The 20,449-nt window shown below is 64.2% G+C and carries 18 protein-coding genes and 1 pseudogene; 10 read left to right on the top strand and 9 right to left on the bottom strand.

Annotated elements, in window-relative coordinates; translation table 11 throughout:
* Entirely contained in the window at window positions 1–930 is a 930-nt protein-coding gene (locus tag V5738_RS04105; RefSeq protein ID WP_423823135.1) for a 2-hydroxyacid dehydrogenase, read from the top strand.
* Window positions 931–991: 61 nt separating this feature from the next.
* Here the strand turns inward: V5738_RS04105 and V5738_RS04100 are convergent, their stop codons facing one another.
* The 3 genes from V5738_RS04100 to V5738_RS04090 form a co-directional block, all read right to left on the bottom strand.
* Window positions 992–2,485 (bottom strand): CoA-acylating methylmalonate-semialdehyde dehydrogenase, encoded by a 1,494-nt coding sequence (locus V5738_RS04100; RefSeq protein ID WP_423823134.1) that lies wholly within the window; start codon window positions 2,483–2,485, stop codon window positions 992–994.
* A 22-nt stretch (window positions 2,486–2,507) separates the two neighbouring features.
* The gene (gene ald, locus V5738_RS04095) at window positions 2,508–3,626 is read right to left on the bottom strand and encodes an alanine dehydrogenase (protein WP_423823133.1); all 1,119 of its coding nucleotides are present in this window, start codon (window positions 3,624–3,626) and stop codon (window positions 2,508–2,510) included.
* Between the two features lie 84 nt (window positions 3,627–3,710).
* Window positions 3,711–5,033: an aminotransferase class III-fold pyridoxal phosphate-dependent enzyme gene (locus tag V5738_RS04090; RefSeq protein WP_423823132.1), complete on the bottom strand. Its 1,323-nt coding sequence runs from the start codon at window positions 5,031–5,033 to the stop codon at window positions 3,711–3,713.
* A gap of 113 nt (window positions 5,034–5,146) precedes the next feature.
* Here V5738_RS04090 and V5738_RS04085 point away from each other — a divergent pair, with 113 nt between their 5' ends.
* From V5738_RS04085 to V5738_RS04060, 6 genes and pseudogenes are all read left to right on the top strand, one after another.
* Window positions 5,147–6,070: a LysR family transcriptional regulator gene (locus tag V5738_RS04085; RefSeq protein ID WP_423823131.1), complete on the top strand. Its 924-nt coding sequence runs from the start codon at window positions 5,147–5,149 to the stop codon at window positions 6,068–6,070.
* 117 nt (window positions 6,071–6,187) lie between these two features.
* The gene (pyrF, locus tag V5738_RS04080) at window positions 6,188–6,910 is read left to right on the top strand and encodes an orotidine-5'-phosphate decarboxylase (RefSeq protein ID WP_423823130.1); all 723 of its coding nucleotides are present in this window, start codon (window positions 6,188–6,190) and stop codon (window positions 6,908–6,910) included.
* Between the two features lie 100 nt (window positions 6,911–7,010).
* Window positions 7,011–8,054 carry a uroporphyrinogen decarboxylase gene (gene hemE, locus V5738_RS04075; RefSeq protein ID WP_423823129.1) on the top strand — a complete coding sequence of 348 codons (1,044 nt, stop codon included), beginning with the start codon at window positions 7,011–7,013 and terminating at the stop codon, window positions 8,052–8,054.
* Entirely contained in the window at window positions 8,054–9,004 is a 951-nt protein-coding gene (locus V5738_RS04070) for an acyltransferase (RefSeq protein ID WP_423823128.1), read from the top strand. The genes hemE and V5738_RS04070 overlap by 1 nt, the downstream gene beginning before the upstream one ends.
* Entirely contained in the window at window positions 8,997–9,749 is a 753-nt protein-coding gene (locus V5738_RS04065) for an SDR family NAD(P)-dependent oxidoreductase (RefSeq protein WP_423823127.1), read from the top strand. The genes V5738_RS04070 and V5738_RS04065 overlap by 8 nt, the downstream gene beginning before the upstream one ends.
* Window positions 9,750–9,755: 6 nt before the next feature.
* Window positions 9,756–10,490, top strand: a pseudogene (locus tag V5738_RS04060) (cytochrome c oxidase assembly protein); the annotation flags it as partial.
* Between the two features lie 43 nt (window positions 10,491–10,533).
* On the opposite strand, the gene V5738_RS04055 reads toward V5738_RS04060, so the two are convergent.
* The 4 genes from V5738_RS04055 to V5738_RS04040 are packed head-to-tail and all read right to left on the bottom strand — an operon-like array spanning window position 10,534 to window position 15,143.
* On the bottom strand, window positions 10,534–11,898 hold the full coding sequence (locus tag V5738_RS04055; protein ID WP_423823126.1) for an MFS transporter: 1,365 nt from the start codon (window positions 11,896–11,898) through the stop codon (window positions 10,534–10,536).
* Entirely contained in the window at window positions 11,895–13,115 is a 1,221-nt protein-coding gene (locus V5738_RS04050) for a class I SAM-dependent methyltransferase (protein WP_423823125.1), read from the bottom strand. Before V5738_RS04050 ends, V5738_RS04055 begins: the two co-directional genes overlap by 4 nt.
* 10 nt (window positions 13,116–13,125) lie before the next feature.
* Entirely contained in the window at window positions 13,126–13,890 is a 765-nt protein-coding gene (locus V5738_RS04045; RefSeq protein ID WP_423823124.1) for a DUF1365 domain-containing protein, read from the bottom strand.
* On the bottom strand, window positions 13,887–15,143 hold the full coding sequence (locus V5738_RS04040; protein ID WP_423823123.1) for an NAD(P)/FAD-dependent oxidoreductase: 1,257 nt from the start codon (window positions 15,141–15,143) through the stop codon (window positions 13,887–13,889). The genes V5738_RS04045 and V5738_RS04040 overlap by 4 nt, the downstream gene beginning before the upstream one ends.
* A gap of 237 nt (window positions 15,144–15,380) precedes the next feature.
* On the opposite strand from V5738_RS04040, the gene V5738_RS04035 reads away from it, so the two are divergent.
* A complete protein-coding gene (locus tag V5738_RS04035; RefSeq protein ID WP_423823122.1) occupies window positions 15,381–16,355 on the top strand; it encodes a malate dehydrogenase in 975 nt (324 codons plus the stop codon).
* Window positions 16,356–16,519: 164 nt separating this feature from the next.
* Window positions 16,520–17,374, top strand: coding sequence for a DUF547 domain-containing protein (locus V5738_RS04030; RefSeq protein WP_423823121.1), 855 nt, complete (start codon window positions 16,520–16,522; stop codon window positions 17,372–17,374).
* A gap of 189 nt (window positions 17,375–17,563) precedes the next feature.
* On the opposite strand, the gene V5738_RS04025 is transcribed toward V5738_RS04030, so the two are convergent.
* The gene (locus tag V5738_RS04025; RefSeq protein ID WP_423823120.1) at window positions 17,564–18,343 is read right to left on the bottom strand and encodes an anti-sigma factor; all 780 of its coding nucleotides are present in this window, start codon (window positions 18,341–18,343) and stop codon (window positions 17,564–17,566) included.
* A complete protein-coding gene (locus V5738_RS04020; protein ID WP_423823119.1) occupies window positions 18,340–18,906 on the bottom strand; it encodes an RNA polymerase sigma factor in 567 nt (188 codons plus the stop codon). Before V5738_RS04020 ends, V5738_RS04025 begins: the two co-directional genes overlap by 4 nt.
* Before the next feature lie 537 nt (window positions 18,907–19,443).
* On the opposite strand from V5738_RS04020, the gene hemB reads away from it, so the two are divergent.
* The gene (gene hemB, locus V5738_RS04015; RefSeq protein ID WP_423823118.1) at window positions 19,444–20,445 is read left to right on the top strand and encodes a porphobilinogen synthase; all 1,002 of its coding nucleotides are present in this window, start codon (window positions 19,444–19,446) and stop codon (window positions 20,443–20,445) included.
* Window positions 20,446–20,449 lie beyond the last annotated feature (4 nt).

Here is a 20,449-nt window from a genome sequence, read left to right as displayed (position 1 = left end):
ATGACGCTACTGTACTGGGCCTACGATGACGAACGGGCTGAGCGCTGGGCCCAGCTGTTTGCAGAACGGGCGCCGGAATGGCGTTTCAAACGCCCCAGCGAGATCGCCGATGCAGACGAGGTGCGTTTTCTACTGGCCTGGCGACCGCCCAAGGATATCGCCCAGCGGTTTCCCAACCTCGAAGTCATATTCGCGACCTCGGCCGGGGTCGACCAGTTCGACTTCGACCGGATTCCGGCCTCGGTGCCGATCGTGCGTATGCACGATCCCCAGATCGAGCGCGGCGTGGTCGAATACGCAAGCTTCGCCACCCTCTATCTGCATCGGGATATCGATCGCTATCAACGCCAGCAGCGCGCCGGCCTGTGGCAGCCGCATCGGCCGGTCGCCGCCGGCCAGCGACGGATCGGCATCCTGGGTCTGGGCCGGCTTGGCCGCGCAATCGCCGAACGGCTGCGATCACTTGGCTTCCAGGTCGGCGCCTGGTCGCGCTCGGCGCATCGGATCGACGGTATCGACTGCTTCTACGGCGCCGACGGCCGCAACCAGCTGCTGGCCGATACCGACATCTTGATCAACATTCTGCCGCTGACCGAGAGCACGCACAGCCTACTCGACAGCAGCCTGTTTGCACGCCTGCCGCGTGGCGCCGGGCTGATCAATATTGGGCGCGGCGCCCATCTGGTCGAGGCTGACCTGATCGCCGCTCTCAACGACGGCCAGCTACGCGCCGCGGTGATCGATGTCGTCGGTGAAGAACCGCCGCCCGACGACCACCCGTTCTGGCAAGACGCGCGTATTCTCATGACGCCCCACATCGCTGCCATGACCGACCCCGATACGGCCTTCGAGGTCCTGCTGGCCAATCTACGGCGTTACCAGGCAGGCGAGCCCATGCACGGTGTCGTCGATCGCGGACTCGGCTACTGAGCCGCCCGTCCGATGGCCTGGCGCGAACCGGTTCACGCCGGTCCGCGCCAGGCTCGCTCGGTCAGTGCGTGGGCATCGCGAAGGCGTTGGCATCGTCCGGCGCGTCCGGCCAGCGCTGGGTCACAGTCTTGAGCTGGGTATAGAAACGCACGCCGTCCGGGCCGTGGGCATGCAGCACGCCAAAGCGCGAACGCTTCCAGCCGCCGAAGGAATGGAAAGCCATCGGCACCGGGATCGCCACGTTCACGCCGACCATGCCGACCCGAATGCGTTCGTGGAACTTGCGCGCCGCGCCGCCGTGGTTGGTGAAGATGGCCACGCCGTTGGCGAACTCATGGGCATTGACCAGTTCGATCGCCTCGTCCAGCGACTGCTGGCGCACGACCGACAGCACCGGCCCGAAGATCTCTTCTTTATAGATCCGCATCTCTGGCGTGACATGGTCGAACAGGCAGCCGCCGAGATAATAGCCGTCGGGGTTATCGCTCGACTTGAAGCCACGGCCGTCCACGACCAGCTTGGCGCCTTCTTCGACGCCCAGATCGACATAGCCACGGACCTTATCGCGGTGTTCGGCGCTGACCAACGGACCCATCTGCGGCTCGGGGTCGGCCAGACCGTCGCCGACGGTCAGCGAGGCCAGGCGTTTTTCGATCGCGGCCACCAGGCGATCGGCAGTTTCTTCGCCGACCGGCACCGCGACCGATACCGCCATGCAGCGTTCGCCGGCCGAGCCATAGGCTGCCCCCATCAGGCCGTCGACCACGGCATCCATATTGGCATCTGGCAAGACGATGACGTGGTTCTTGGCCCCGCCGAGGGCCTGTACGCGCTTGCCGTTGGCCGCGCCGCGGGCATAGATGGATTCGGCGATCGGCGTCGAGCCAACAAAGCTCAACGCAGTCACGCGTTCGTCGTCGATCAACGTATCGACGGCTTCTTTATCGCCGTTGACCACGTTGAACACGCCATCCGGCAGGCCGGCCTCGGTGAGCAGTTCGGCTAGGCGCAACGCCATAGCCGGATCTTTTTCCGAGGGCTTAAGGATGAAGGTATTGCCGCAGGCCAGCGCGATCGGAAACATCCACATCGGCACCATCGCCGGAAAGTTGAACGGCGTGATGCCGGCCACCACGCCGACCGGCTGGCGCAGCGAGAAAGAATCCACCCCAGTGCCGACGTTCAAGCTATGCTCGCCTTTGAGCAGCTCAGGCGCGCCGCAGGCATATTCCACGACTTCCATGCCGCGCACGACTTCGCCCCTGGCATCGGAAAACACCTTGCCGTGCTCGCGAGTGATCAGCGCAGCCAGCTCGTCGATGTGCTCGTCGAGCAGCTGCTTGAAGCGGAACAGCACCCGTGCCCGACGTACCGGCGTGGTCGCCGCCCAGCCGGGCAGTGCCGCTTCGGCGGCCGCGATCGTCTCATCGACTTTGGCCATATCAGCCAGCGGCAGCTCGCCGAGGACTTGGCCGGTCGCCGGGTTGTGCACGGGGAGCGTGCGCCCGCCTTCGGGGGACACCAACGTGCCGTTGATCCAGTGGCCGTAGCTCATGGCAATCTCCTTGATCGATCGATTAGCCGGCCAACGCGTCGCTGGCCGGCGTGTACTCATAGCCGAGGTTGGTCGCGACCGCTTCGTGGGTGACCTGACCGCGATGCACGTTCAGTCCTGCGGCCAGATGCGGATTGTCGTTCAGTGCCCGGACATAGCCCTTATCCGCCAACTGCAGCACATAAGGCAGCGTCGCATTGGTCAGAGCAAACGTCGATGTCCGCGCCACACAGCCCGGCATGTTGGTGACACAGTAATGCACTACATCGTCGACCCTATAGGTCGGCTCGGCATGACTGGTGGCCCGGCTGGTCTCGAAGCAGCCGCCCTGGTCGATCGCCACATCGACCACCGCGCTGCCGGGGCGCATGCCGGCGATCATCTTGCGGGTGACGAGTTTCGGCGCGGCCGCGCCGGGCAGCAACACCGCGCCGATTACCAGATCAGCTTCCGTCACCGCCTGCTCTAGATTCTCGGTATTGGAATACAGCGTGGTCAGACTGTTGCCGTAGAGTTCGTCGAGCTCGCGCAGCCGGTCGATGGAATTGTCGACCACGGTCACGTCGGCGCCGAGGCCGACCGCCATACGCAGTGCATTGGTGCCGACCACGCCGCCGCCGACCACAGTGACCTTGGCTGGCGGCACGCCAGGCACCCCGCCCAGCAATACACCCGCGCCGCCGGTGACGTTTTCCAATGCAGCAGCGCCTGCCTGGACCGACAGTCGGCCGGCCACTTCGCTCATCGGCGACAGCAGCGGCAGGCCACCGTTGGCACCGGTGACCGTTTCATAGGCGATCGCCACACAGCCGGAATCGATCAAACCCTGGGTCTGCTCGGCGTCAGGTGCCAAATGCAGATAGGTGAACAGCAACTGGTTGTCGCGCAGGCGTCGATATTCTTCCGGCTGTGGTTCCTTGACCTTGACGATCATCTCGGCGGCATCGAATACGGCCTCGGCCGACGCCAGGATTTCTGCGCCCTGGGCGGTATAGGCCGAGTCGGCGAATCCGGCCGCGGCACCGGCGTTGGTTTCCACGACCACGCGATGGCCATGGGCCACGAGTTCGCGTGCACCGGCCGGGGTCAGGCCGACCCGGGCTTCGGCGGATTTGATTTCTTTGGGGACACCCACGTACATGGTTGTTATTCCTTGATAGCGGCCGGCCGTGGCGGTCACGGCGGCCTTCGATGGATAGCGACCGAGCGCGGCGGACGGCGCCTGTCAGTCGACGCTACGAATCGCTGCGTCGAGCGTCTCGCATATAAAATCGATATCGCTGCGCTCGGCAATGAAGGGCGGGCCGAGTTGGACAGTGTTGCCACCAAAGCGCAGATACATGCCGCGATCCCAGGCCGCCTCGGCAATCTTCCAGGGCCGATACGTCGGATCGTTGCCGGCGGTTTCGATTTCCAGTGCGCCGGCCAAGCCAAGATTACGAATATCGACCACGTGTGGCGCCCCGCGCAGGCCGTGCAGCTGGGCCTCGAAATACGGTGCCAGCTCAGCCGCGCGCTTGGCCAACTGCTCGTTTTCGTACACATCCATGGCTGCGAGCCCGGCCGCACAGGCCAGCGGATGCGCCGAATAGGTATAGCCGTGGGCCAGCTCGATCGCATGGGGCGCCAGATCGGCCTGCATAAACGCATCATAGACCGCATTGCTGGCCACCACCGCGCCCATCGGCACCGCGGCGTTGGTCAGGTTCTTGGCCAGGGTCATGATATCGGGCGTAACCCCGAATAGCTCAGCACCGAAGCTCGCCCCCAGACGGCCAAACCCAGTCAACACCTCGTCGAAGATCAGCAGGATATCGTGGCGATCGCAGATCTCGCGCAGCCGCTTCAGATAACCGGCTGGCGGCACGATGACGCCCGCCGAACCGCTCATCGGCTCGACCATGACCGCGGCGACCGTGTCGGCGCCGTGTTCGAGAATCCGAGCTTCGAGCGCGTCGGCGACTTCGGCGCCGGCTTCCGGCACCCCGCGGGTGAAGCGATTGTGATCAAGCAAGGTATGCGGCAGATGCTCGGTGGCCAGCATATCGCCGAAAAACGCCTTGTTGCCGGGGATGCCGCCCATACCGGTGCCGCCGACGTTGACCCCGTGGTAGCCCTTCTCGCGGCCGATCAGGCGGGTCTTGCCCGGCTGGCCGCGCCGGGCCCAGTAGGCCCGGGCGATCTTGATCGCGGTATCCGCAGACTCGGAGCCCGAGTTGGTAAAAAACACATGCTCGAGCCCGTCCGGCACGATGTTCTTGACCCGCTCGGCCAACTCGAAGGCCATCGGATGGGCGTACTGGAACGGCGGCGCGTAATCGAGCGTCTTGGCAGTTTGGGCGATCGCCTCGGCGATTTCGGCGCGGCCGTGGCCGAAGCTCGCACACCATAGGCCCGACAGGCTATCGAAGATTTGGCGCCCGTCGACATCGGTGTAATAACAGCCCTTAGCAGCCACGATCAGCTTCGGGTCGGCCTTGAATTGGCGATTGCCGGAAAACGGCATCCAGTAGCTATCGAAATCCAGCGATGACGCAGTATCGGCCATGACGATCTCCGGGCGGCGAACAATGGGCTCAGCCTAGGCCGAGGCAATACGTGATTAAATACGGAAGCTTTTTAATTCACGTTAACTTTGATTAACGCAATGGCCAGATGAGCATGGAACGCAGTATCGAACGGCTCGGCCAGATCAGCGATATCGATCTGCGCCTGCTACGGGTTTTTCGAGCGGTCGTGGATGCGGCCGGCTTCACCCCGGCCGCGGCCGCGCTCGGCATCAGCCGGTCGGCGGTCTCGATCCATATGGGCGAGCTGGAAACCCGACTTGGATTCACCCTCTGCCAGCGCGGGCGCTCCGGCTTCGTGCTCACCGCCGAAGGCGAAGCGACCGACCAGGCCGCCCGTCGGCTAATCGCCCACATGCAGAGTTTTCGCAACGAGGTGAATGCCCTGCACCGCGAATTACGGGGCGAGCTCAATATCGGCATCACCGACAACTTAGTCACCCTGCCACAGATGCAAATCACCGACGCGCTGGCCGAACTCAAGGACCGCGGGCCGGCCGTGCATACCAACATCCATATGATGCCGCCCGGCAGTATCGAAACCGGGGTCCTCGATGGCCGCCTGCATGTCGGCGTCACCCCGGCGCTGACCCGGCTCGCAGCCCTAGATTACATCGCGCTGTATACCGAGCAGACACTGCTCTATGCCGCGGCCGATCATCCGCTGGCCGGTGCCCAGCCCTTGGAGGCGGCTGCGATCGAGGCCGCAGACGCAGTGCTGCCGGCTTATCCCTTGTCCGACGAGGCCCAGGCTATCGTCGATCGGCTCAACCACACCGCCACCGCCAGCGAGCGCGAGGGCATCGCTTTTCTGGTGCTCACCGGGCGCTATATCGGGCTGTTACCGGAACACTACGCCCAGCGCTGGGTCGCCGAGGGCCGGCTGGTCGCACTCGCGCCAGACCAATTCAGCTATCGCATCGACTACCATGCCATCACCCGGGCCGGCCGACGCCCGAACCGAGTGCTCGATACGTTTATCGATACCCTTATCCGCGCGCCGGGCGAGCGCCAGTAGCGCCCGAGACGAGGCCGCGGGCTGTGCGCAGACTGCAATCTAACCCGTCATCGGCTAGGCTAGCGCCACTGCGACGATGCTCGCCGCGATGACCGCCCAGCTTTTTCTATACCTGCCATGACCTCGATCCCCGACTGCCGCGACCGCCTGATCTTCGCCCTCGACGTACCCGATACTGACGCCGCGCGGGCGCTGGTCGAGACCCTTGGCGAGACCGTGACCTTCTACAAGGTCGGCCTGGAACTGGCGATGGCGCCCGGCTATTTCGAGCTGGTGGACTGGCTAAAAGCCCGCGGCAAGAAAGTGTTCGTGGACGTGAAGCTGTTCGACGTGCCGGCTACGGTCGCCGCCGCGGTCGCCCGGCTGGATGCCCGCGACGTGGATTTCATTACCATCCACGGTAATCAGAGCATCATGGAAGCGGCCGGCGCGGCCCGTAAGGGCAGTGCAAAGATCCTCGCGGTCACGGCCCTGACCAGCCTGGATCGCGGTGACATGACCGATCTCGGTTTCGACTGCGACATCGACGAACTGGTGCTGTCGCGGGCCCGCCGGGCACTGCAAGCCGGCTGCGACGGCATCGTATCCTCGGGCCTGGAGCTGGAGCGCCTGCGCGCCGAAGCGCCAGAGACCTTGATCACCGTCACCCCCGGCATCCGCCCGGTGGACAACGACGCGCCGCCGGACGATCAGAAACGGGTGATGACGCCGGCCCGGGCGATCGCCGCCGGCGCCGACTATCTGGTGGTTGGCCGGCCGATCCGCCAAGCCGCTGATCCGGCCGCGGCGGCCGCCGCGATCCAGGACGAGATCGCCGCCGCGGTGGCCGCGCGCGGCTGAGCCCGACCGAACGATGCCGGCGTAGACTGCTGGCACGCTATCCCCGGCCCCGTGGCTGTCGGTAGAATCGCGGCATCACTTATCGGCCGCCGTCGTTTTTATGTCCCACGATCGTTTGCTGCGGGCGCTCCGGCGTGAACCGGTGGACGCCACGCCGGTATGGCTGATGCGCCAGGCCGGCCGGTATCTGCCGGAATATCGAAAGCTGCGCGAAAAAGCCGGCAGCTTCCTCAATCTCTGTCAGAACCCGGAATTAGCCTGCGAGGTCACGCTGCAGCCGCTGCGTCGTTTCGAGCTGGATGCTGCGATTCTGTTTTCCGACATTCTGACCATTCCCGAAGCGATGGGGCTCGGCCTGCATTTCGTGGCTGGCGAAGGGCCGCATTTTGCCCATCCGGTCCGCACGCCGGCAGCGATCGATCGGCTGTTCGTGCCCGATATCGAAGAAGAACTCGGCTATGTGCCGGCCGCGATCCGGCTCGTGCGCCGCGAGCTGGATGGCAAGACGCCGCTGATCGGCTTTGCTGGCAGCCCCTGGACACTGGCGACCTATATGGTCGAGGGCGGCCCGTCGAAGAATTACCAGCATCTCAAGGCACTGATGTACAACGAGCCGGACGCGTTGCACCGGCTTCTGGATGTTCTGGCGCGCTCGACAGCGGCCTATCTCAACGCCCAGATCGCGGCCGGCGCCCAGGCGGTGCAGATCTTCGATACCTGGGGCGGCGTGCTGTCGCCGGCCAACTACCGGGCGTTCTCGCTGGCCTATATGGAAAAGATCGTCGCCGCCTTGGAACCCGGGCCGGACGGCCATGTACCGACCATTTTGTTCACCAAAGGCGGCGGCCCGTGGCTGGAACATATCGCCGCCACCGGCACCTCGGCGATCGGCCTGGACTGGACCATCGATATCGACGACGCCCGAGCCCGGGTCGGCGATCGCGTGGCTCTGCAGGGCAATGCCGATCCCGCCATCCTGTTCGCCGAGCCCGAGCGTATTCGCACCGAAGTCCGCGACATCCTGACCCGCTTCGGCGACCACCCCGGGCATGTGTTCAATCTCGGCCACGGGGTCACGCCCCAGGTTGATCCCGACCATGTCGCCGCTCTGGTGGATGCCGTGCATGAGTTTTCGGCCCGCTGATGCGCGCTTTGTTCGGCCATTTACGGGGCGTCACGGCCGTCACCGGACTGGTCGCAGTCACACTGCTGGGCGGCATCCCGCTGGTGCCGGCCAGCATTATCAAGTTGGCCCTGCCCCAGGGCCGAGCCCGCAATCTGGCCACCGCCGCAGTACTCGGCATCGCCAAGACCTGGGCCCGTACCGCCAATGCGATCATTCTCGGCGTCAGCGGTACCCGGCTGACCTACCAGCAGCTCATGGCCGACGACCCGAATGGTCGCTATGTACTGATTTCCAATCATCAGTGCTGGGCCGATGTAATGCTACTGATCGCGGCGATCGATCCGCAGTTGCCGTTCCCGCGCTATTTCATCAAGGAGCAGCTGCGCTGGTTGCCGGTGGTCGGCCTGGCGGCCTGGGCCTTGGATTTTCCGTTCATGAAGCGCCATAGCCGCGAGCAGCTGGAAAAAAATCCCGAGCTGCGCGATGAAGACATGAACACGGTCCGGCGCGCCTGTGCGGTGTTCCGCGATCTGCCGGTGTCGCTGGTCAACTATGCCGAAGGTACCCGCTCGACGCCGGCCAAGCGGGCCGCCGCCGACTCGCCCTACCAGACGCTGCTGCCCCCCAAGGCGGGCGGCACGGCCTTTGCCATCAATGCTATGCAGGAAGTCCTGGATGGCATCCTCGACATGAGCGTGGCTTATGTCGACACCCCCGATCCGCAGTTCTGGGATCTGCTGTGCGGGCGGATTCCCCAGGTTGCGATCCGGGTGCGCTATCTCGAAGTCCCGGTGGATCTCGCCAAAGGCGATTACGTCAATGACCCGGACTATCGCCAGCGCTTCAAGGCCTGGCTGAACGATATCTGGGCCGGCAAAGACGCCGACGTGACCGCGATCCAGAACCCCGACGATCCGGCGCGATCGTTCGCCGACCGGCCCGAGCCAGAGCCGCCGCGCCGTGGCTGAGCCACGCCTTGCCTGGATCACCGGCGCCAGCTCCGGGATCGGCGCCGCACTGGCGCGCGAGCTGGCCGACCACGGCTGGCGGGTCGCGGTATCGGCTCGGCGTGCCGATGCCCTAGCCAAGCTTTGTAGCGAACGCCCGCAACGGCTATGGGCTTATCCTTTGGATGTGACCGACCGCGCGGCCTGTGCGGCCACGGCCGATGCGATCGCCGCCGAGCTTGGGGCGGTCGACCTTGCCGTATTCAACGCCGGCATTGGTGCCGAGTTCGATGTGCAGCATTTCGACGCCGACGAGGTAAACCGGCGCATGGCGGTCAACTACGGCGGCGCGGTCAACGGCATCGGCGCCGTATTGCCGGCGATGCAGCAACGCGGCGCCGGGCAGATCGCGCTGACGGCCAGTGTCGCCGGCTATCGGGGCCTGCCCGGCGCAGCCCCCTATTCGGCTTCCAAGGCCGCCATGATCGCCCTAGCCGAGAGCCTGTATCTGGATCTGGCCGGCAGCGGCGTCGACATGAGCGTGATCTGTCCGGGCTATGTCACGACCCCGCTGACCGCGGCTCGCCAAGGGTCGATGCCGTTCGTGATCAGTGCCGAGGCGGCGGCCGAGCATATCCGGCACGGTCTGGAAGCCAAGCGTTTCGAGATCGCTTTCCCGCGGCGCATGGTATGGCTGCTCAAAACCCTACAGCGGCTGCCCTATGCGCTGTATTTTTCGCTCATCCGACGCGCAGCCGGTCGCTGAGCGACGATGTCCGCGGCAGCGCCCTCGCTGGCCGGCTTTTTCGATCCGCCACAGCCGCTGCCCTGGCTGATCTTGGGCTTCGCGGTGTTCGCGCTGATCTACGCCATCGGCCTGGGTCGGCGCCGCCGAGTGGCCGATTGCTGGCCGGCGCTGGCTTATCTGGTCGGCCTGGCCGGGTTGGCGTTGTTCACCCAGACTTGGCTCGACGAACTCGGCCGCTCGCTGTTCGCTGCCCATCGTTTCCAGCATCTGGTCTTACATCATCTCGGCCCATTCCTGATCGCCCTGGCCGCCCCCGGGCCGGTGCTCGCCGCTGGCCTGCCGGCAAGCATTGCACACCGGCTGGCCCGTCTGGCCGACCGCCCGCCGCTGCGCCGGCCATACCAGCTGCTGCAGCACCCAGCCATCGGCGGCGGCGTGTTCGTGGGTCTGATCGCGCTATGGCTGCTCCCGGCCGTACATGCCCTGGCGATGACGTCGCCGATCGGCTACTGGCTGATGAATCTGAGCATGGCCGCCGACGGGCTGGCGTTCTGGTGGTTCATGCTCGATCCACGACCGCCGGGAGCGAGCCCGACCACCTACGGCATCGGCCGGCGGATTGCGGTGCTGTGGGCGATCATGCCGCCGCAGATCGCGATTGGCGCCTATATCACGTTTACCAGCCAACGGCTTTATCCCGGCTATGCCGGCGCAGAACGGGCCTGGGGGCTCGGCGCCGCCGCCGATCAGCAAATCGGTGGGCTGCTGACCTGGATTCCGCCGGCCATGATGAGCGTGCTCGCTACGCTGATTCTGATCGGCTTTGGTTTTGCCCATCAGCGCCGGACGCAGCCCGCCCGATCTGGCGTTGCAGCTCGGCATGACGAGCCCGATCGAGCGGAAAACGCCACATCAACGGGATCACGCCCAGCTTGATCGCGACTGGCAGCAGCCCATAGAGCAGGCTCAGCATCCATAGCGCAGTGGCATCGTTGGGTTGGCCGGCCTCAAAACCGGCCAGCCACAACAGCGGATAGGCAACGCCGAGAGCGATTGCGAACGCCAGCTTGGTGGCCATCCCCCAGAGCCCGAAATACAGCCCGGCCCGGCCATCGCCGCCGGCTGCCGTATCCTCGTCGATCACATCGGCCTGGATCGAGGCCGCGGCCGCCTGATCGACGCCCAGACAGGAGCCGCCGAGCACGCAGATCAAGCCGTAGGCGACCATGCTGTAGTGATTGTCGGACAACGTGATCGTGAACACGAACACCGCCGAGACGAACGCCATCGACGCACACCACAGCCGGTGCTTGGACCAATGCCGTCCGATCGCGAACCAGACCGGCAGCCCGGCGACCGCGGACAGAAAATAGATCCCCAAAAACAGCCCGGCTATGGCCTGGCTGGCGCCAAGCACGGCCTGGACGAAAAACAGAAACAAGGCCGCCGGCAGGCCGTTAGCCGCGCCGTTCAACAGATAGGCGATCAACAGCCGCCGGAACGGCCGATTGCCCGCCAGTAGCCGGGCGCTATCGGCCCAGGGCACCACCGAAGCTGCACCAGCCGGCTCCGGCACCCGCCACAGCAATAGGCCGACCGCGAGCGGCAGCACGATCATCAGAAACCAGGCAATGGCCGCTAGAGACGCGCCCTGGCCATCGGCCAGACGGGCCGTGGTGGCCGGCAGCACGATCGCCACCAGGGTGCCAAGCACGAAAAAGCCTTCTCGCCAGGCAGTGATCCGACTGCGCTCGTCGTAGTCGCTCGACAGCTCGGCGCCGAGGGTCGTGTAGGGCAGATAGATCAGCGTCCAACCCAGGTAGGCCGCCATGCTCCAGATCAGCAGGTAGTTGGCCCCGACCGCCTCGCCCGGCACGAACAAAAACCAGGCGGCCAGCAGCAGTATCGGGGTACCCGCTGCAATATACAGCCGTCGCCGGCCAAACCGCGGCGACGTACGGTCCGACAACGTGCCGATGATCGGATCGGTGATCACATCGAACAGCCGAGCGGCCAGAATCAGCACCCCGACCAGGCCGGTATTAAGCCCCGGCATCTGGGCATAGAACGGAGGTAGAAATACCGTCAGCGGCAGGCCGAGCGCGGCCAGCGGCAGCCCGAGCCCACCGTATGCCGCCAGCCTCGACTGCGGCTGGCGTGCGTTCATTTCGGGCGTTCGAAGGCGATCTGCATCAGATCGATATGCCCCGAAGTAAAGCCGGCCGCGCAGTAGGCCAAGTAATAACGCCACATACGATAGAACTCGGCCCCGCGCTCGGCTTCGATATCGGCGCCGGCTGCAACCACTGCCGTATCCCAGCGCATCAGCGTGCGTGCATAGTCATGGCCGTGGAAATCGCGCTCGCGCTCGATCAGCCCGGCGGCCTCGGCCTGTTCGCAGAACACGCTCGGCGACGCCAGCATCCCGCCCGGGAAAATATATGCCTGGATGAAGTCGACGTGGTTGCGGTAATAGTCGAAGCGCGCATCGTCGATGGTGATGGCCTGGATCGCGGCCCGACCGCCCGGCTTGAGCGCATCGCGAATGGCTTGGAAATAGACCGGCCAGTAGGCCTGGCCGACCGCTTCATACATTTCGATCGAAACGACGTGATCGTAGCGCTGCTCGACATCGCGATAGTCGAGCAGCTGAAAATCGATACGCTCGGCCAGACCGGCGGCTTCGGCCTTGGCCCGAGCCAGGGCGAGCTGCTGTTCCGACAGGGTGATGCCGGTCACTCGAACATCGGCCTGTTCGGCGGCATAGCGGGCAAAGCCGCCCCAGCCGCAGCCGACCTCCAGAATATGATCGCCCGGCGCCACCTCGAGCCGGTCGAGCAGGCGTTGATACTTGCGCCGCTGGGCATCGGCCAGCGGCTCGTTCGGGCGGTCGAAGAGCGCCGCAGAATAAGTCCAGGTCTCGTCCAGCCAGCGGGCATAGAAATCGTTACCCAGATCGTAGTGATAGGCGATATTGCGTTTCGACCCGCTACGGCTATTGGCTCGCAGCCGGTGCCGCAGCGCGCTGAACCGGGTATACAGCCACTGAAGACGCGAAAAGCCGGGCTCCAGGGCAACCGTGTTCAAATGCAATAGATAGATCAGCCCCGGCAGATCGTCGCTGTCCCAGTCGCCGGCGATATAGCCTTCGGCGAAGCCCACCGAGCCGGCCTTGAACAGGCGCGTGACCATGCGCGGCGAACGCATTCGCAGACTCGCCCGCGGCCCTTCGCCGGGCCCTTCGAAACAGAGCACGCGCCCGTCGGGCAGGGTCAGATCGAGCCGACCGCAGCGCATCTGTTCGAGCCGCTTGATGACCTGGCGCTCGCGCCAGCCGGCGGCGCGCACGGCCACGTCGGTCGTGTTGTCTTGGGAAGTGCTCATGAACGCGTTCTCAGGAGCGATTCGGGCGCTGTGGCTCCGGCCGGGCGTGATAGCGTGCGCCCCGCAGCCAGATTTTGAGCGCCTGCCAGTGAATCGCTGCCGTTACCTTGAATGTCATTAAAGGTACGACACAGGCCGCGATTGCGATGCTGGCGCTCGACAACGCCCGGCGTCGCCCCTTCAGCGCCGTGGCGATACGCAGCGTACCGGCTTCGTCGAACAGCCGGATGCCGAGCCCGATACGCGTTCCCGGCTCGGTCAGATGAAAACGGTAATACCCGGTCCGGTCGAAAAACGGCGACACATGAAACCGCTTGCGCTTGTCGCGGGCCGCACCCCAGGCCATTGGCGCGCCGGATTCGTGGAGCACATAGACATGATGCTCGCCGAAGGTGTTGTGGACTTCCGCGAGCACGGCCCGAAGACGGCCGTCGGCATGTTCGCAGTAGTACAAGCTGACCGGATTGAAGCCATAGCCCAGTACGCGCGGCATGGCCAGCAGCACGATCTGCCCGCCGGCAATATCGATATCGTATTCGGCCAGCACGCCTTCGACCCAGGGGCGCAAGCCACGACCGTCGTGCCGGCCATGATCGGTATCGTAAAACGACAACAGATTGAATCGGTTGCGCGAGATCAACGGTGACACGGCGCAGGCCGCGTCGATCGCATCGATATCCAGCAGCAGATAGAAGGCGCGATAGCCGAAGCGATAGCGCGGCGCCCCGGGCCGGCGGTGCATGATCCGGCAGCGATACAGCGCCGGCGCTTTCATGTTTGCCAGGGCGCGCTCGCCCCAAGTGCGGTGGCTACCCGAGTCGCCGAGGCCAGGCCGTCCTCGTGGAATCCATAGCCACACCAGGCGCCGCAGTACCAGACATCACCCTGGCCCTGAATCCGGTCCAGATGGGTCTGGGCGGCCATCGCACCGCGATCGAATACCGGATGCGAATAGCTGATATCGGCGATCACGCTTGCCGGGTCGGGCTCGAACAGCGGATTGAGGCTGACGAAATACTCCCGCGGGCCACGAATCGATTGCAGCCGGTTCATCCAGTAGGTCACCGCGACCCGCTGGTCCGAGATTTCGGCACGATCGGCCAGATAGTTCCAGGACGACCAGACTCGGCGCCGGCGCGGCATCAGCCGGGGATCGCTGTGCAGGACTGCACGATTGGGCTGAAAATCGAAGGCACCGAGAATGGCACGCTCGTCATCGCTCGCATCGACCAGCAGCCTGAGCGTGGTATCGGCATGGCAGGCAAACACCACCCGGTCGAAATGCAACGTCCGGCCGCGCTCGGTGATCACAGTCGCGCCCTGGCCCTGGCGGCGTACGCGAGCCACCGGGGTATTGGTCTGCACCCGATCGCCGAGTATGGCCGCTACTGCATGCACATAAGCATGGCTGCCACCGACCACGGTGTGCCACTGTGGCCGGTTTTTTACGTCCAGCAGACCGTGGTTGTCGAAAAACCGCAGGAAGGCCGCCAACGGGAAATGCCGGATGCCGGCGGTCGGCGTGGTCCAGATCGCGGCCGCCATCGGCAGCAGGTAGCGCGCAGCAAACGCTTGGCTGTAACGATGCCGCTCGAGAAACTCACCGAGCGCGATATCCGGGCAGCGATCGGACTCGAGCAGACGCTTGGCTTGGCGGTTGAAACGCATGATATCGACGATCATCCGCCAGTGGGCAGCATCGGCCGCCCGCCGCGGCTGGGCGAACAGCTTAGTCGGGCTATCCCCGGCCCACTCGATCTCACCGGCGCCGATCGATACACCGAACGACATGTCACTGGGCTGAGTAGGAATCCCGAGCTCATCTAGAAAACGATTGAAAAACGGATAGTTGCGATCGTTGGCCACGATAAAGCCAGTATCGATCGGCTGTTCGCCGTCCTTGATCGTACAGACATGGCCGCCCAGGGCCGGGCCAGCCTCGAACAGGGTCACATCGGCAACATCGCGTAGCAGCCAAGCACAGCCCATACCGGCGATACCACCGCCGATGATCGCGATCTTATCCATTGATTCACCCGTAACGCCTTTCGACCTGGTCATAGTGCCACGATCGGCGCTCTACGCCGACGAGTACGCTGTAGATGCTTTGTACCGTTTTTTTAGTTTGGGCTATGCTCTGTCGCGCACGTATGAGCGAGACCGGCACCGGCGAGTGCCGGCCGCTTCGCCAGATGACATCGATCGGGACCGGTCCGGCCGCCCGTCGATTCGCAATCCGACCCGATTGTCCAACAAGGAGCCGCCATGAAAGATCCCGTACGCGTTGCCGTAACCGGGGGCGCCGGCCAGATCAGCTATTCGCTGATCTTTCGTATCGCCACCGGCGAGATGCTCGGTCACGACCAGCCGATCATCCTGCAGCTGCTGGAAATTCCGCCGGCCATGGATGCGCTCAAGGGCGTCATCATGGAACTCAACGACTGTGCCTTCCCGCTGGTCACCGAGATCCACGGCTCGGACGATCCTAACCAGGCCTTCAAGGACGTCGACTATGCGCTACTGGTCGGCTCCAAGCCGCGCAGCAAGGGCATGGAACGCTCGGACCTGCTCAAGGCCAACGGCGATATCTTCTCGGTCCAGGGCAAGGCGCTCAACGACCACGCCTCGCGCGACGTGAAGGTGCTGGTGGTCGGCAACCCGGCCAACACCAACGCCTTGATCGCCGCAGAAAACGCGCCCGATCTGGATAACAACCAGTTCACGGCCATGATGCGGCTCGACCACAACCGGGCGCTCAGCCAGCTGGCCCAGAAGACCGGCACCCAGGTTACCGACATCGAAGGCATGATGGTCTGGGGCAACCACAGCTCGACCCAGTTCCCCGACCTGACCCATGCCAAGGTCAAGGGCCAGGCCGCCCTCGAGCTGGTCGACCAGGACTGGTATGCCAACGACTTCATCCCGACCGTGCAAAAGCGCGGCGCGGCGATCATCGAAGCCCGTGGCGCTTCTAGCGCGGCCTCCGCAGCCAGTGCGGCGATCGACCACATGCGCAACTGGGTGGCCGGCACCAACGGCCAGATCGTGAGCATGGGCATCCCGGCCGACGGCAGCTACGGCATCGAGCCGGGCATCATGTATTCGTTCCCGGTCACCTGCGACAACGGCCGGTTCACGATCGTCCAGGATCTGGAGATCAGCGATTTCGGCCGCGAACGCATGCAGGCCACCGAAGACGAGCTGCGCAGCGAGCGCGAAGCCGTGGCCCATCTGCTCTAAACCCGGCCACGTAGCGCAATCGAAAAAAGCCGGCCTCGGGCCGGCTTTTTCATGGGCGTTCATACTCCGATGCCACCCAACCCGACGTTGTAAGGCGGTTTTCGCGCCGCTAATCTAGACTCGATCGATATATCAGGAGCACCGCAATCATCCGGAGTCGTGCCATGCGCCGCCTGCTTGTCGCCATAGGGCTGGTCGTGTCTTTCGCACCGAGCGCGTACGCCGCGCCGGATACCGATGTCTGGGAACGCTGGCAGGCCCACGACGCTGACTCCGAGGCCACCATCGATCACAGCGCGTTCACCGCCTTTCTGAACAAATACGTGGTGGTGCACGACGAGGGCCCGAACGGCGTGCGCTACGACGAGGTCTCGGCTGCCGATCGCGACAAACTCGAAAACTATATCGAGTCGATGGAACAGATCGAGATCGACGACTACAGCCGCCCGGTCCAGCGGGCTTACTGGATCGATCTGTACAACGCCGAAACCATCGATATCGTGCTCGAGCACTATCCCGTGGCTTCGATGGACGACATCGGCGGCGGCTGGTTCCATCACGGCCCCTGGGACGACCATGTCCTGGAAGTCGAAGACGAAAAGCTCACCCTCAACGATATCGAGCATCGTATCCTGCGCCCGATCTGGGACGACGAGCTGACGCTGTATGGTTTGAGTCGAGCTGCGATGTCTGCGCCCAGCCTGCGCCCGCGCGCCTATACCGGCGCCGACGTACATCAAGCCCTGGTCGACAATGCCCAGAAATACGTCAACTCGCCCGAGGGCCTACGCTTTGTCGACGATAGCCAAGTCGTCGCCTCGAAGCTCTACGACTGGTATCAGGCCGATTTCGGCGGCGATACCCTGGGCGTGATTCAGCATCTGCGCGAATATGCTGCACCCGCGCTGTCGGCCCGGCTGGATGTGGCCCATCGCATCGACGGCTATGCCTACGATCGATCGCTGAATTCCGAGCGCCAGATCCAGGACCACGGTTTTTCGCCCCAGAAGGACGACTAGACCGCCGACGTATCAGGCCAGCCCTCGCATTCTGGCTACCGCCGATTGCACGGCACGCGGGTTCGAGCTACGAAGCCTAGCCGACGGCGCTGTACTTCGAGGCCGGCCCAGGCTCACCAAGCGAGCGCTGCATGCCTTACCCGGCCGCGATTTGCTTGACGCCGGCCCGGCGTTGCGCTGGCGCGTCTATTAGCCGGTACGCTGCGCCAGCGGGGACACCCACATCAGCTTGCCGCCCGGCACGTTGGTACCGGCCCGCGAGCGATCCTCCATCGACACCATGATGCGGCTGTGTTTGCCGAGCTCGGAACGCAGTTCGGTAGATAGCGCCATGGTGTAATGCCCGTGCTTGTGCGGCAGCTTACCGACCAAATGTGGCTTGCCGTTGGCCGGCTTGATCCACATACGCAGCATCTTGTCCGACGGCACATTGAAATCGCCCATGGCTTCGACCGATAGCTGGGTCCCATTGCCCGACGAAGTCACCAGCCAGCTCATGCCGGTCGGCTCGTCATAGATGACGCTGGCATAGCTCGGCTTCGGCGAGTTCGGCGCGCCGCCGCCCTGCCAGACTGGCAGTTCGGCCAGCCATAGGCCGGCCATAACCACGGCTGCTACCGAAGCGGCCACGGCCAGATTCCGCCAGCGGCGGGCGCCGCGGGCGTCGTTGGCCGCCGGCGCCACAGCACGGCGGGCGACGTGGCTCGATTCCGGCTGCGGGCTCGACTCCGGCCGGCGCTTCAAGCCGGTCTCGCGCGCCACGGCATCCCATACCTGTTCCGGCGGCTCGACCGGATCCAGATCGAGACCGAGCTGGGCCAGCCGATGTTCCCACTCGGCCAGTCGCGCCCGGGCGCCGGCATCGTCGACCAGCCGCTGCTGGAAAACGATAACCTGGTCGGCCTCGAGGGTGCCGAGCACATACTCGGCAGCCATCAGGTCCAGTTCGTCGTATTCGGACAGGCTCATGCCGAACCCTCCGTCAGACAATCGCGCAGCCGTAGCAACCCGCGCCGAATCCAGCTTTTGACTGTGCCCAGCGGGGCATCGAAGCGTTCGGCCAGCTCTTGATGGGTCAACCCTTCGTAATAGGCCAGAAGCACGCTGTCACGCTGCTCGTCGGAAAGATTTTTCAGACAGGCGTTAACCGCAGCCAGCGACTGCTGATTTTCATTTTCCTGCAACGGCGACAAGCTCTGTTCATCCTCCAGGAGCGTGGCGACCCGATCGGGCTCTTCCGGCATCGCGACCTCGGGCTGGCGTCGTCGCAGCAGATCCAGCGCGCGATAACGCGCGATCGATAACAGCCAGGTCAGGGGCGCACCGCGCTCCGGCGAGTAGGTATCGGCTTTTTGCCAAATCCGTACATAGGCATCCTGTAGGGCATCCTGGGCCCGTTCCGGACTCCGTAACATACGCAGCAGCAGGGCATATAGTTGCGGCGAGGTCGCCGCATACAACTTCTGAAACGCCGACTCGTCACCATTGGCAACGGCTTGTAACCAAGCGGCCAGCTGTTGGCGATCAGCCATGATCCCGCCCTTCAACGGCCGAGCACGCTGTTTGCAAAAACCGGGTTGTCATCGTTGACCAGGAGCCCCATCGATCGTGCCAGTTTGACCGCTTATCGCGCGCGACTCAATCACGTATCGGTTAAAACAACCCGTGCCGGTTCTTTCAATCCGGCTCAAGGCACCGCTACAGCAGCGATCCGGGCCGGTATTGCAGCCGAACATTGATCGCCTCCGCGATCGTTATCCAGCACGGATTTTTTTCGCGCCGCTCAAAACGGCTGTCGCACGACGCCGGCCGGCATGCTCGGCTTGGATCGTTAGAACTTGCCAAACCGTCTTATAAGCGTATGTGCCGCCCGTTCGGTCGCTGCCCGCCAATGCGCTCGCCTCGGCGCAGGCCCAGCATACCTGCCCACTGCCTGGGGCCGGACAATGACGGCGCGCCCGACGGGTCTTTCGCAGCCGCGACCGGCTTTTGCATGTACCAGAGGAGTTGAATCCGCTTGCAGGCGAATCTATCGTCAGCGCCATCCTCTGCGACAGCGAGACTCAAGCATGCCTGCTACTTTCCCAGGCCATTTTCCGGCCACCCGCCTGCGTCGGGCCCGCGCCAACGATTTCACCCGGCGCATGGCGCGGGAGAATCGGTTATCGGTCGATGACCTGATCTATCCGATGTTCGTCACCGAAGGCGAGGCGGTCGACGTCGCTGCCATGCCCGGCGTACGCCGGCACACGCTCGACGGCCTGCTCGGAGAAGTCCGTGAAGTAGTCGATCTGGGCATTCCCACGATCGTGCTGTTCCCAGTCATCGATCCGGCCAAGAAAACCCCGGACGCCGCAGAGGCTGCCAACCCAGATGGCCTGATTCCGACCGCGATCCGGGCGATCAAGGCCGAATTCCCGGAACTCGGGGTGATGACCGACGTGGCCCTGGATCCTTACACCAGCCATGGCCAGGACGGGGTGATCGACGACGACGGCTATGTGCTCAACGATCCGACCGTGGGCATTCTAGTCGAGCAAATGCGCGCCCATGTCGAGGCCGGTGTCGATATCGTCTCGCCGTCGGACATGATGGACGGCCGTATTCAGGCCATGCGCGCCGCACTTGAAGCCGACGGTTATGTGAACACGGTGATCATGTCCTATGCCGCCAAGTTCGCCTCCTGCTACTACAACCCGTTCCGCGAAGCACTCGGTTCGTCCGGCAATCTCGGCAAGGCCGACAAACGCACCTACCAGGTCGACCCAGCCAACGCCGACGAGGCCCTGCGCGAGGTCGCGCTCGACCTCAAGGAAGGGGCGGACATGGTGATGGTCAAGCCGGGCATGCCCTATCTGGATATCATCCGGCAGGTGAAGGACACCTTCGGCGTGCCGACCTTCGCTTATCATGTCTCCGGCGAGTACGCGATGCTCAAGGCCGCGATCAACAATGGCTGGCTGGACGAACGCGCGGCCGTGCTGGAATGCCTGATGTCGTTCAAACGGGCCGGCTGCGACGGGGTGCTGACCTATTTCGCCAAAGACGCCGCGCGCTGGCTTTCCGAGTAGCCGG

Origin of the sequence: Salinisphaera sp. SPP-AMP-43 (genome assembly GCF_049568105.1) — a bacterium.
Taxonomy (GTDB): domain Bacteria; phylum Pseudomonadota; class Gammaproteobacteria; order Nevskiales; family Salinisphaeraceae; genus Salinisphaera.
The sequence above is the reverse complement of the archived record's forward strand: the minus strand, read 5'-3'. Positions and strand labels throughout refer to the sequence as shown.